Consider the following 12,410-nt stretch of genomic DNA (forward strand, 5'->3'; position numbering starts at 1 on the left):
ATTTTTTGCCCCCGTTTATTGTAAAAAAATCGCTACTTTATTCTGAGATAAGTTGTTTTTCTGTGTTTCTCTGTGCCTCTGTGGTGAAAAAAGCCAAAGCTTTATGCTAAAATTAAGCTAAAATAAGAATAGCCACGCACAGGCAAAATCGGGAGGAAATTATGAGATTTATTAATCCCAAGGTCGATTACGCCTTTAAAAAAATCTTTGGTTCAGAACAAAGCAAGGAAATTTTAATCAGCTTTCTCAATGCGATCGTCTATGATGGGGAGAAAGTAATTCAATCTTTGACTATTGTTAACCCCTATAACCCCGGTCAGGTACTTACCTTAAAAGATACGTTTTTGGATATCAAGGCGGTTTTAGCTGACGGGTCAATTGTAGTAATTGAAATGCAAGTGGCTGCGATGACTGCTTTTAACAAACGGGTGGCTTATAACCTAGCTAAAGCCTACAGCAATCAGTTAGTCACCGGGGAAGATTATCCTCTGCTCAATCCTGCGATCGCGGTGACAATTACCGACTTTATTCTTTTTAAAGAAACCACCGATACGATCAACAAGTTTGTTTTTCAGGAAGTGACCAAAAAATTCAAGCTGCTGGACGATCAATTGCAGTTAGTCTTTGTGGAGTTGCCGAAATTCCATCAAACGCTTGAGGAGTTACAGACTTTGAGCGATAAGTGGCTTTATTTTTTGAAAAAAGCCGCCAGTTTAGATGAGATACCGGAAAGTTTGGGGGCAGTGTCAGAGATAAATTTTGCTCTAAATTTGGCTAACCAAGCGAATATGACCGTAGACGAGTTGGCAGCGGTCGATCGCCGAGGGATCATGTTACAAGATGAACGGGGACGACTTGCTTATGCGGCAGAACAAGGGGAACAACAAGGACGAATCAAACAAGCGATCGCCCTATTAATGCGGTTACTGCAAAAGCGGTTTGGAGAAATTCCCGCTACCGTCAGTAACAAAATTGAAAACTTACCTTTGGGGAATTTGGAAAATCTAACTGAGGAAATTTTAGAGTTTGAAAGTTTATCGGACTTAGAAGTTTGGTTAGAACAGCAGTAGGCAGCGAACAATGGACAATTGTTCGCTGTTCATATTGTTCATTGACGAGGAGGTACTTCTCTAGTCTCTGATAATTTCTGATAAGTTATTCCTCTGTGTCCTTCGTGTCTTTGTGGTAAATATTTTTGGGTTGAATATTAACTAGAACCAATTGGAACCACAGAGGCACAGAGTACACAAAGTTAATAAGACTGATTTTGGCTTTAATTTTAGCTGTAAAATTAATTATCTTCTGTTTTTTAAGGCAGCGTTAAAAACCAAGAATCTAGTAACAATAATCTAGTAAATAATAACGAGATATTTTTAACCAGATAATTTTTTGATTTTTATTTCATAAACTCGGTTTTTTGCTGGTGAACTTGTTTCACAAATTTTATCTAATAACTCTAGAAAGTCTATGGGAGGATGAAAATCTTTGCTGGCGTTAAAATTTTTTAGAGAAACCAATTGTTGATCGTGTCGCCAGATCGTATAAGCATTAGCTTCTTCGACCAGTAAAAAAATGACCTGTTGTTGCTCTTCATCAAACAGTTCTCTGGCTCGATTTACGGCGGATTTATATTCAGTGATGGGATAGGATTCAATTTTACAAAAAAGTCGGTTATTATAGGCCAATCCAGAAAGTTTACCAAATTTGCCTCGGCCAGGGCGAACGACTTGACAATATATTACTTCCTGTTCGTTAAGAATTAGCATAGACAATCTCCAGTCTAATTATCATAATTACTTAGTCATGCTCCTGGATGCTTGGCGATAAGCTTATTAAGCGGATCGCAAACACGCTTTGAAAATAGCAGCTTTTTACGTCGTGTAGCTTTAAGAGGTATCACGCCAATTTAGTCGCCCAGAAGCCGGAAGCCGGTAGCACAGCGATCGCCTCGGAGAGTTATTGAGTAGCTGCTGCATTTTCATTATGTAACCTGGTGCAAATAATTGCTGTGATGGTATCTAGGGCTAAATAGTGATCTGCATCACATCCTCTGGGGGCAATGGTTGGCGATCGCCTCCGAGGATATAGTCCTGGTCAAGGGCGATCAACAAGATCGACCCACCCAGACCCCCACTCAAACCATAGACGATCCCAAGAGTTCAAGGTCGATCGGGTGAAAACAGCATCGGAAAATCTAAAATGATATAGTCCTCAAATAGCGGATGCACGATCGAAGCAACAACTCACCCATAAAAACTGGCGATAATAAACCAGCCAACTTGCCCTAAAAGCACATTATTCAAATTTTGCTCCCTTAAGCGTTCTCCCTAGGTAAGATCGCACAATAAAATTATACAAAGATCGCGCAAATTTAAGGAATCTGTCTGATGAATCAACAAACCTCCGTGGACAACCTGAAAAAACTTAACCGTCAAGCGGATCAATTAAATCCTCAGTTGCAAGCGGTTTTGGGTAGCTTAGATGTGCAGCTTGATGATGAATTGGCTCGATACCGCCGAAAAAAACGGATCGAGGCAGAGGCGCCTCAGCCTTCTGGTTATCGTCATCGGTCAACAGCGCCAAACAATCTGGAATTGTTTACGATACCAGGGTTGAGAGAAACCTCCACCACACCAGCGGTGGCACAAAGTCCGTCAGAGGCGATCGCCTCGGAGTTCAGAGAACCGAATCAGTCAAATCCTTTTTCCTCTGGGTTATCTCCGTTTTCCCCGGAAGCGGTTTTGCCTGAGAAATTAGAAGCCTCGCTTTCTGCCAACCGACCCAACATTGGCGATCGCGATCCTTTATCATCGAATGCTAATTTAGCGGACAGTGATTCCCAGGATTCCCAGAATCCGATATCACAATCTAATGATTCTAATGATTATTTAGAATCATCGGAACAGCTACTCGGTAGTTTGGAAGATTCTACGCCCAACAACTTGCCAACCCACTTGCCAACCCAATTGAGAAACCGAAGACTGCGCCGCCGTTCTCTGAAAAGTTTACTCAGTCCTTTAAGTGTTGGTGTCACCTTGCTATTTGTCCTGACTTTAGGAACTGTAGCATCGGTCATTAGTGGCAGATTTGGCGATCGCAAGCCTGTGGTCACGGCGGAAAATTCTGCATCATCGGCATCATCTCCAACTCAAACTCCATTACCGGAAGTACCGCGATCGCCCAATTTAGCGGATAAAGAATTTGTGTCTTTAGACTTAGACACATTAGGTACTCTTAGCCGTAATTCTGAAACAAATCCGCCAACGATTCCAGAGCAATCATTGCCAACAGTGCCGATTTCTCCATCGCCGAATCCCAATCCAAACACCACCACCACCCCTGCGGTTCCCGATCAAAATTATCCCAGTTTGGAAAATCTAAATACCGCCATCTTGCCTCAATCAGTGCAAGATAATTTGCCCAACGCCAGGGCGACTAATTCTAATAACGCCAATTCTAATAACGCCAATTCTAATAACGCCAATTCTAATAACGCCAATTCTAATAACGCCAATGTAGCCAATAATTCTCCTGAAGCCAAAACAGGGGCAAGTTCTCCAACCGCCGCCGCAACAAGCCAAAATCCAGCTACCAAAACCCCAGAAAAATTACCGGAACCAAGCGTGGGTACTCAATCATTTCCCTTATTCTTTTATGTGGTGATTGATTATCAAAATGAAGACAGTTTATATCTGGCACGGCAAGTAATTCCCGATGCATATCTGCGAGAATTTCCTAACGGGGTAAAAGTGCAAATGGCCGCATTTGAAGATACAGCTTCCGCTCAAAACATGGTGCAGTATCTCAAGGAACAAGGATTTGCTGCTCAAGTTTATCAACAACCGTAGGGAATTGTGTGCGGTTATTGGTTATTAGTTATTGGTTACTCGTTAAGCTGTCAAATAACCAATAACTAACAACCAACAACAAAGAACAAATAAAATAACAGGAGTTAGAAAAATGGGATTATTTGAGCGAATCATGCGAGTAATTCGCAGCCAAATTAATAGTTTAGTTAGTAAGGCAGAAGACCCAGAAAAAATTCTGGAACAAGCGGTGATGGATATGCAGACGGACTTGATCCAAGTTCGCCAAGCAGTTGCCCAGGCGATCGCCACCCAAAAACGTACTGAACGACAATATGAGCAAGCGAAATCTACTGCCGATGAATGGTACAAACGGGCACAATTAGCGTTGCAAAAAGGGGATGAACACTTAGCTAAAGAAGCGTTAACCAGACGGCAATCTTATCAGCAAACTGCCAATTCCCTAAAGGGTCAAATTGACAGTCAACAAGAGATTGTGGCTCAATTAAAAAATAATATGCGCGGGTTGGAAAGTAAAATCGCAGAAGCGAAGACGAAAAAAGACTTATATATTGCCCGTGCTCGTTCGGCACAAGCGTCGGAAAAACTATCAGAAATGCTAGGTAGTTTAAACACTAGCAGCGCTATGTCAGCCTTTGAACGGATGGAAGAAAAGGTGATGCAATTAGAAGCGCGTTCAGAGGCGATCGCCTCCCTGGGATCTGATGATTTAGAAAAGCAATTTTCTGCCCTAGAATCTAATAATATCGATAATGAATTAGCGGCGATGAAACAACAAATGTTGGAAAGTAAACAGCCTAAAGGAACGTTGCCCGGTAGCAATAATTCCGGGGCTAACTCCGGGCAATAAAGGGGAAAAATGGATAAAAAGGCATTACGCAAGTTATGCTTACAACAGCGCAAATCCCTGTCTGAGGCAGAATGGAAACTGAAGAGCGATCGCCTCTGTCATCATCTCAAAGCTGCCTCAATGTTTCAGCAAGCCGAAACCATTTTAGCCTACTTTAGTTTTCGCCAAGAACCCGACCTAAGTCCTCTATTTAACTCAGAGGATAATTCTAATAAACAATGGGGATTTCCTCGCTGTGTTGATCAATCCTTAGTTTGGCATTCTTGGCAACCGGGAGAACCTTTAGAAAAAGGGGCATTCGGCATCCCAGAACCATTAGCTAATGCCCCAATTTTATCACCGGAAATGGTTGATTTAATCCTCGTTCCCGCCGTAGCTTGCGACTTGCGAGGATACCGCTTAGGATATGGTGGTGGCTTTTACGATCGCCTCTTAAATGACCCAAAATGGAGTCACAAACCCACCATTGGCATTGTCTTTGAATTTGCCCGACTACCGGAATTACCCATCGATTCTTGGGACAAACCTTTGGATGCAATTTGTACGGATTATTGTTTAACCAACCGGGTTGGAGGCACAGAAACCGGGTTTCTCGAATAACAAGAGAAACCCGGTTTCTTCTTTTTTTGTAGGATCAAAAACCCCGTTTCTCGTTCAATTGGTATTTTTAGTTTTCTTACCCGAAGGAGTTGGTTGACTTAAGGAAGTTTGCTGCTCTTTTGTAAGCTGAGTATATTGACGACGAACTGCCGTCCCTACTGTGAGAACCTTCGCCACTAATTGACTGCCTGTGGTAATGCCAATTGTATTCATCTTAGCTTCACTAGCCTGTTTTTCATCAACGTTTCCCTGTCCTTTAATTTCATTGGCAATACTATAACCCACTTCATACAAATCATTGACTCCTGAAATCGTACTAAATCCCATATTTTTAGCGGCATCTGCCATCCGCCAAATATACTTCGCCGATTTAAAAGCCGCTTCGCCAAGAGTATCATTATGACGGCTAATTTCTTTTAGGGCATCTCCCATATTTTCCGTAACGGCTTGCATCGATTCTGCTTTGCTTTGTTCAATGGCATTTCCCCCTTGAAGTCCAACCACTGCATGATAAACTGCGGCATCAGTTACATAAGCTTCATTGGAAAAAAGTGCCGATTCAGAAACGAGTTTTCGCAGGGCTTTTAATTTGACTTCTATATAACCATTGAGCATTTCCAGCCCCGTCACGCCACCGAAAGCTGTTCCACCATTATCCCCCTGTTCAACCATATTATTATAACGAGCGATCGCATCTTTTAGCTCCTTGCGTAACTGGGATACTTCTTGCAATTTTCTCTCATAAACTCGGTTGCTCGATCCCATCAGTAAATTTTCCGCTAATACTTCACCACTAGACGATTTTCCTCCCAATTGCTGATGGATTAATTTCTCGGCTGTACTGTTCAAACCAGTAATCCCACTCGCCATATCATCTTCACTCTGTTCAGCCGCATCTACGGAGATATTCGCTTGTTTAGACATTTCCTCAGAAATCTCTTTAACATAGTTCTGATATTTAGCTTCTATGCTTTCTTTTTTCTTCTTGGAAAGACCGGCGGCTTCCGCATACTCTTCCCACTGCACAGGATTAGAGATATATAATCTAACTTTAACCAAAGACCATTCATCCTGTTGCTCCTTATCTTGTTGAGATAAGATTGATTCTTTAAAACCGCCTTGAATTTGATTTTGTCGTTTTCCTTCTTTCTGGGTCAGTTGATGACCGTCCACCTCAACTCCCCCAAATGTATGCATAAAGTCTAAAGCATAAACATTCACATCATAAACAACTCCTGATTCATAATCCCAACCGTCTTTTTTAAACTCTTCATTAAAAATTTTGACAGCGAGTTCCGTTTCTGTTCCTTTCAAATTCACGTCAATATCAGAAGTTAAAGTTTCGCTTCCGGCTGCTGACCAGTTTTTTAATCCATTTTCATCTGTGGTGAGTTGGTTAACTCTCGTTTTTGCCCTTTCCAGAATGTTTCTATGATGCCATTTACGAAATTCCCAGATTTTACGCATGAGCGCTTTAGCTTTTTCATCTCCCTCTGCTAATTCATGTTTGGCAGTATGCCAACTTTGTCCCAAAGGATATTTTAAAATATTACGAATTGTCTCAGATTGGGGATTCAATGAAGCAATGGCACCGAGAGTCGTTGATTGCAAAAAATCCTTCAATTCCTGAAGACTCAGCTTTCCATTATTTAATAAAATTTCCGGTGACTGTTGATTCTCAGGAATATTTTGTTCCTCTGTAGGCTGACTGGCAACCGACTGACTGGCAACTGGTTGATTGGCAACCGACTGATTCGCTGGGGGCTGATTCGCTGGGGGCTGATTCGCTGGGGGCTGATTCGCAGTGGAATGCCCGATCGCTTCTTCAATATTATTTAGTTTCCCTGCTTGTTCGACAGGCAAAAGTGGCAAGCCTCTGGCTTTACGAATTCGGTTAGCGTGTTTAACCTGCTCTGGAGTCAGCTTGCATTGAATATTGGGAGCGTCACCTTTCATTTGGATCGTTGGCAAACCTGGTGACTCAGGCGGTGTAGCGGGCGCTGAAATAGAAATATTCCCTAAACGATGGCCAAAACCTTGCCCAAAACCTTCGCGGGGTTCTGGTTCCATTTGCAACTCTGGCACTTCTAAGTCTGGATTCATAGTTTCCGCTGACTGAACCCAGGAACTTGACTGCAACTGGGTTTGTATTTGGGGGACAAATACCGGATCCGTGTTCTTTTTCTTGCTGCGAGAGTGACTTGGCATATTTTTCTCGGTTTTACACTAAGTTGGATTTCGTTTTGTGAAGGTTGATTAACCCCAGGGAAATCAGAAAAATTAGATGGAATCAATGATAGAAGATTTGGGCAGCAGGGGTGGATTAGACTAAAGTCTAATTGTGAACCGAAAAAAATCATCCCAGAATCCATATTATATTAGATTCAAAAAATTAATCGCACTTGCACCATTAAACAAATAACCACAGAAACACTGCAATAATTCAAGTACAAATAGACAGATCCTATGACATCTTCACAACCCCTAAACCCCACCAAAGAGCGACCTGTAATTACCGATCCAGATGTGCTGAATTCTCTACTAATGGATGCCTTTAATCGCTCCGTTGCTGCTGGGGGAGAAATGTTAATGCCTTGCGTTCCCGTACTGCATTCTTCCCAGATGAAGCGAATTCTAGGAATTTTTGATGCCCTGGGTAGCGAATTTAATGAAGAACAACTGCAACGGTTGAGTCAAATTGTAGCGCGAAAACTCCACGAAGGTTTTCAAATTTCCCCTCATGCCAGACTACTGCTGCACTACAAACCCGCCGAAGGCAAACAAGAAGGATTAACTTTTGATATTTCCGTGAAAGTTGCCTCTTTTGAGGATGAATATAAAGATTGGGTCGAAAGCCAAAATCCGCCTTTATTCGGTCAATATGCCGATGCCAAGGTGATGGCATTAGCCGCAGAATTGGGCAACCCCGCAGAAGCACCAATATTAGATGTGGGGGCAGCCAATGGGCGCAATACTTTTGCTTTAGCGGCCCAGGGTTTTCCTGTGGATGCGGTGGAGTTAGCCCCAGAATTTCTCCGCCACTTAGAAATCAACGCCCAAGGAAAAGCGGTGACGGTGACTCCAGGGGATATTTGCGATCCGTTAGTCAGAATGGAACCAAATTATTATCGATTGGCGATCGCCCCGGAAATTGTGGCTGCCCATTGTTATGACAGCGATCGCCTGCGACTATTCCTAGTAAAAATGTGCGATAGCCTGCAAACGAACGGCTTATTACTTTTTAGCCTATTCCTCGCTGCTGACGACTATCAACCGGATCCGGGCATTCGCCAAATCGCCCAACTCCAGTGGTGTCCCATCTTCACCAGGCAAGAACTCGCCGAAGCAATGGCAGACCTGCCCCTAGAGTTAATCACCGATGAATCCGTCCTAGAGTATGAACAACACCATCGACCAGAGGAAATTTGGCCCCCGTGCGATCGCTTCACCAACTGGGCTGCCGGGTGGGAACTCTTTGCCCAAACCGATGAAAAACCATTCATAGAATTGCGTTGGCTTGTTTGTCGTCGAATTTAATACTGGTTATTTGTTGTTGGTTGGTTGTTATTTGTTGTTGGTTGGTTGTTGTTTGTTGATTGTTGATTGTTGTTTGTTTTTGTCACCATCAACCATCAACCATCAACCAATAACCAATAACCATCAACTATCAACCAATAACAATCAACCACCAACCAACAACCATCAACCAACAACAAAAACTATGATTGCTCAAACCATTTCCACCCCCAAACTAACCATTGTCAACGGCCAAGGCGCGAAAAAATCAAACCGCACCGTATCCGCCGTAATTCGGGAGCAAATTGTCACCGAACTGACCAATAAATTTTTGCTGCGCGGTGAGTTAATCATGCCTTGCATTCCCAGCATGAAGCATTACTATTTCCAAAGAGTTAATGCCCTATTTAACGCTTTTGGCATTAAACCCACTTCCGAAAAACTTAAAGAACTCTATCAACAAATTCTCGCCAAAATTAACCAAGGATTTCAAGAATCTCCCCACTCTCGGATTAGAATTAAATACGAAAGCATATTAGAACCAGAGCGAGGAATAACTTTTAATATTGGGTTAATGAACTACTCAGTAGTTGCTCAATACCAGGATTGGTTAAAAAACCGCAAACCGCCTTTTTTTGGCACTCATCCCGATGCCAAATTAATGGCGATCGCTGCTGCCATGAATCAACCACCCCAACAAATCAAAGTATTAGATATTGGGGCAGGAACCGGCAGAAATACAATCCCTTTAGCCAACCTAGGCTATCCTGTCGATGCCGTAGAATTAACCCCAGAATTTGCAGAACAAATTCAACAAACGGCGGAAAAATCCAACTTACCTGTACGAGTCATTAAAGGAAATGTCCTGGACTCTCGACAAGTAAAACTCCGACCGGCCAATTATCAAATAATCTTAATTTCTGAAGTAATTTGTCACTTAAGAACTGCCAATGACCTCAGACAAATAATAGCAAAAATGTCTGACTTACTAGCCCCCGGAGGCTTATTACTCTTTAACTCTTTTTTGCCCATCGGTGACTATGAACCGAAGCAATTCGACCGAGAAATTGCTCAATCAGAAATCTCTACTATTTTTACTTATGCCGAACTCGCTTGGGCAATGGACAAACTGCCATTAAAAATGATTTCTGATGAATCGGCTTTTGACTACGAACATCAACATTTACCCATCGAAGCATGGCCTCCTACGGGCTGGTATTGTGACTGGGCAACGGGGCGGGATGCTTTTTGGAAAGCCTTAAATCGACCTCCCATAGAACTTCGCTGGATTCTTTGTCAGCGAACTTAGAAACCCGATTTGTCTGCAAGAAACCCGGTTTCTTGAAGAAACCGGGTTTATGAAACCACGAAACCCGGTTTCTGAAACAACTTTTCAACCAATAACAAATCAAGGTAATTAACGAATGTTTGACGCGAACTTATCAGAAATTTCCTCAGAAAATTCCTCAGAAATTCCCTCAGAAATTCCCGCCCCAGAATTGCCGCAACCGAGACAAAAACCCATGCTCAAAGAAGCGGTTTGGCGAGAATTGCAAGAACGATTTGTCGCCCGTGGACAAGTGACGATGCCCTGTGTCCCAGGAATGCTGCATAATTGCCTCGATCGCATTGCCGGAATCTTTCAATCCATTGGCGCTAAAGTTGACTCTGAAGCGGTTAGCGAAATTCCTCGCAACTTAGCCCTGAAATTACAAGAAGGATTTGATGCCTCGGTTCACTCTACTTTGTTCTTTCAGTATGAACCTGTAGAACCACCAGGAGATGGTTTACGCTTTGACATCAAAATTCAAGTCGGGACAATTGCCCAACAGTATCAAAAATGGTTGGACAATCGAGAACCGCCTTTGTTTGGCACTCATCCCGATGCCAAACTGATGGCTGTAGCGGCTGCTTTAGGGGAACCTAGTCAGGTGCCAGTGTTGGATGTGGGGGCAGGAACCGGACGCAATACTATTCCTTTAGCCCAAGCAGGTTATCCCGTAGATGCGGTGGAGTTAACCCCGGAATTTGTCCAGCAAATGAAATCCCAAGCCCAGGAGTTAGGATTGCCGGTGCGGGTTTTTCTGGGAGATATTCTCGCTCCCAGAGAAGTCAAACTGCGACCCGCGCATTATCGTTTAGTGGTTTTAGCGGAAGTGGTCGCTTCCCATTTTAAAAACGTGGAACAATTGCGGCTTTTGTTAGCAAGAATGGCCGATTGTCTCCAGTCCGGGGGTTTGTTACTTTTTAGTATGTTTTTAACAGTGGACGATTATGAGCCGAATGAGGTAGCCCGTCAGTTGTCCCAAGTGAATTGGTCTTGTTTATTTACTCGTCAGGATTTGGCAGAAGCGATCACGCAATTACCTCTAGAAATCCTTGCCGATGAATCAGTTGTAGAGTACGAAAAAGAACACCAGCCAATCGAAGCATGGCCCCCGACTGGCTGGTTCATTAAATGGTGTGAGGGAGAAAATCTCTTTCCGCTCAAAGATCGGGATTTTAAATCTCCTCTGGAATTACGCTGGATTCTCTGCCGCAGAAAATAGTTTCAGAAACTTGCGAATCAACCCAATGGTTAACCCCGGTAATTCTAATTGTGGGGTTAAACCTACGTCGTCCAACTGTTGAAATACCTTAACCGCAGTGGGGTTAAGTTTGGCTAACCGTTGGCCGATTTCTGGACTGGTAAATTGAGACTGGCGACCCCAAATAATTGCCGTGGGTATAGTCAGATCCCCCATATAAAGGGATAAGTCAAAACACAGATCCCCTCGGACAAATGAAAGGGCGGCATATTCGCCGTTGGGTTGTTTAGCCGACTCTAAATAGGCGGCGATGATTTCTTCATAAATGCGGCTGGGATTGGCAAATTGGCGAATTTCCAAGAAGCGACGAATCCCCGATGGGTTGGTAATGCCCACATTGTAGAAGAAGCGATCGAGAATGGGAGTTTTGACGATTTGGGCAAAAAAGTTATTTCGATAGTCTTCGCCAAAGTCAGACAGTCCCGAAGGAGTGGTGAGAATTAGCGATTTAAATAATTCTGGACGAGCGATCGCTGCCCGAATAGTTATAGCAGCGGTCAGCGACGAAGCAATCACCGTTGTGGGGCGATCGCCAGTTTTTTCCAGAAACTCAATAATCGTCTGAATATAATCGTCAACCTGATAATTCCTTTCGGGATGGTCGGAACGCCCCCAACCAATCAGATCCGGAGCCAAAATCCGATAATCTGCCGCAAAAGCGGGGTAAACTTTAGACCACTCATAAGCCGATGACCCGCCACCAAACCCGTGCAAAAAAACCAAAGTTGGCAACGTTCCCAGGCTGGAGCCTGGGAAAGATGCTGAAGTGGCTGAATCGTTTGAGGACGGTTCACCCTCATTCTCCGTCGATCTACGCCACAGTTCCTCAGCCTCAGTGTAATAAACCATAGTGCCGAGGGATGTCACCACACTATGTTGCTCAAAGCCGATGGGTATAAACATTCAGCAACCTCATTGAAAGAATCCCTACCCAATATCCATAATAGTAGGGGCTTTTCCGTAGGCGGTGGTTGCCCCCATCCAATGGCGGTGGTTGCCCCCAATCCAATGGCGGTGGTTGTCCCGGAT

The 12,410-nt window shown here is 43.5% G+C and carries 10 protein-coding genes; 7 read left to right on the plus strand and 3 right to left on the minus strand.

Annotated elements, in window-relative coordinates; translation table 11 throughout:
* Window positions 1-161: 161 nt before the first annotated feature.
* Window positions 162-1,070 carry an Rpn family recombination-promoting nuclease/putative transposase gene (locus tag AM228_RS02495; RefSeq protein WP_054464527.1) on the plus strand — a complete coding sequence of 303 codons (909 nt, stop codon included), beginning with the start codon at window positions 162-164 and terminating at the stop codon, window positions 1,068-1,070.
* Between the two features lie 303 nt (window positions 1,071-1,373).
* Here AM228_RS02495 and AM228_RS02500 read toward each other — a convergent pair whose 3' ends face one another.
* Window positions 1,374-1,766: a hypothetical protein gene (locus tag AM228_RS02500; RefSeq protein WP_054464528.1), complete on the minus strand. Its 393-nt coding sequence runs from the start codon at window positions 1,764-1,766 to the stop codon at window positions 1,374-1,376.
* Between the two features lie 621 nt (window positions 1,767-2,387).
* Between AM228_RS02500 and AM228_RS02505 the strand changes: the two genes are divergently transcribed.
* The 3 genes from AM228_RS02505 to AM228_RS02515 all read left to right on the plus strand — a co-directional run bounded on the left by AM228_RS02505 (window position 2,388) and on the right by AM228_RS02515 (window position 5,277).
* Window positions 2,388-3,848, plus strand: coding sequence for a hypothetical protein (locus AM228_RS02505; protein ID WP_054464529.1), 1,461 nt, complete (start codon window positions 2,388-2,390; stop codon window positions 3,846-3,848).
* Window positions 3,849-3,960: 112 nt separating this feature from the next.
* A complete protein-coding gene (locus tag AM228_RS02510) occupies window positions 3,961-4,677 on the plus strand; it encodes a PspA/IM30 family protein (RefSeq protein WP_054464530.1) in 717 nt (238 codons plus the stop codon).
* Window positions 4,678-4,686: 9 nt separating this feature from the next.
* Window positions 4,687-5,277 carry a 5-formyltetrahydrofolate cyclo-ligase gene (locus tag AM228_RS02515; RefSeq protein ID WP_054464531.1) on the plus strand — a complete coding sequence of 197 codons (591 nt, stop codon included), beginning with the start codon at window positions 4,687-4,689 and terminating at the stop codon, window positions 5,275-5,277.
* Between the two features lie 54 nt (window positions 5,278-5,331).
* Here AM228_RS02515 and AM228_RS02520 read toward each other — a convergent pair whose 3' ends face one another.
* Window positions 5,332-7,485, minus strand: coding sequence for a hypothetical protein (locus tag AM228_RS02520; RefSeq protein ID WP_054464532.1), 2,154 nt, complete (start codon window positions 7,483-7,485; stop codon window positions 5,332-5,334).
* Window positions 7,486-7,743: 258 nt separating this feature from the next.
* Between AM228_RS02520 and AM228_RS02525 the strand changes: the two genes are divergently transcribed.
* The 3 genes from AM228_RS02525 (at window position 7,744) to AM228_RS02535 (ending at window position 11,342) form a co-directional block, all read left to right on the plus strand.
* Complete coding sequence (locus tag AM228_RS02525; protein WP_054464533.1) at window positions 7,744-8,814, plus strand: bifunctional 2-polyprenyl-6-hydroxyphenol methylase/3-demethylubiquinol 3-O-methyltransferase UbiG; 1,071 nt, start codon at window positions 7,744-7,746, stop codon at window positions 8,812-8,814.
* A 184-nt stretch (window positions 8,815-8,998) separates the two neighbouring features.
* The gene (locus AM228_RS02530) at window positions 8,999-10,102 is read left to right on the plus strand and encodes a bifunctional 2-polyprenyl-6-hydroxyphenol methylase/3-demethylubiquinol 3-O-methyltransferase UbiG (RefSeq protein ID WP_082348714.1); all 1,104 of its coding nucleotides are present in this window, start codon (window positions 8,999-9,001) and stop codon (window positions 10,100-10,102) included.
* Window positions 10,103-10,217: 115 nt separating this feature from the next.
* Entirely contained in the window at window positions 10,218-11,342 is a 1,125-nt protein-coding gene (locus AM228_RS02535) for a bifunctional 2-polyprenyl-6-hydroxyphenol methylase/3-demethylubiquinol 3-O-methyltransferase UbiG (protein WP_231636555.1), read from the plus strand.
* Here the strand turns inward: AM228_RS02535 and AM228_RS02540 are convergent.
* Entirely contained in the window at window positions 11,313-12,284 is a 972-nt protein-coding gene (locus AM228_RS02540; RefSeq protein ID WP_054464535.1) for an alpha/beta fold hydrolase, read from the minus strand. The genes AM228_RS02535 and AM228_RS02540 overlap by 30 nt on opposite strands.
* Between the last annotated feature and the right edge of the window lie 126 nt (window positions 12,285-12,410).

This window comes from Planktothricoides sp. SR001 (assembly GCF_001276715.1).
GTDB classification, from domain to species: Bacteria; Cyanobacteriota; Cyanobacteriia; order Cyanobacteriales; family Laspinemataceae; genus Planktothricoides; species Planktothricoides raciborskii.

Coding starts and splice junctions, on each gene's coding strand:
- AM228_RS02520 (WP_054464532.1), bottom strand. CDS start 7,485: ATGCCAAGTCACTCTCGCAGCAAGAAAAAGAACACGGATCCGGTATTT.
- AM228_RS02500 (WP_054464528.1), bottom strand. CDS start 1,766: ATGCTAATTCTTAACGAACAGGAAGTAATATATTGTCAAGTCGTTCGC.
- AM228_RS02495 (WP_054464527.1), top strand. CDS start 162: ATGAGATTTATTAATCCCAAGGTCGATTACGCCTTTAAAAAAATCTTT.
- AM228_RS02535 (WP_231636555.1), top strand. CDS start 10,218: ATGTTTGACGCGAACTTATCAGAAATTTCCTCAGAAAATTCCTCAGAA.
- AM228_RS02515 (WP_054464531.1), top strand. CDS start 4,687: ATGGATAAAAAGGCATTACGCAAGTTATGCTTACAACAGCGCAAATCC.
- AM228_RS02525 (WP_054464533.1), top strand. CDS start 7,744: ATGACATCTTCACAACCCCTAAACCCCACCAAAGAGCGACCTGTAATT.
- AM228_RS02505 (WP_054464529.1), top strand. CDS start 2,388: ATGAATCAACAAACCTCCGTGGACAACCTGAAAAAACTTAACCGTCAA.
- AM228_RS02540 (WP_054464535.1), bottom strand. CDS start 12,284: ATGTTTATACCCATCGGCTTTGAGCAACATAGTGTGGTGACATCCCTC.
- AM228_RS02530 (WP_082348714.1), top strand. CDS start 8,999: ATGATTGCTCAAACCATTTCCACCCCCAAACTAACCATTGTCAACGGC.
- AM228_RS02510 (WP_054464530.1), top strand. CDS start 3,961: ATGGGATTATTTGAGCGAATCATGCGAGTAATTCGCAGCCAAATTAAT.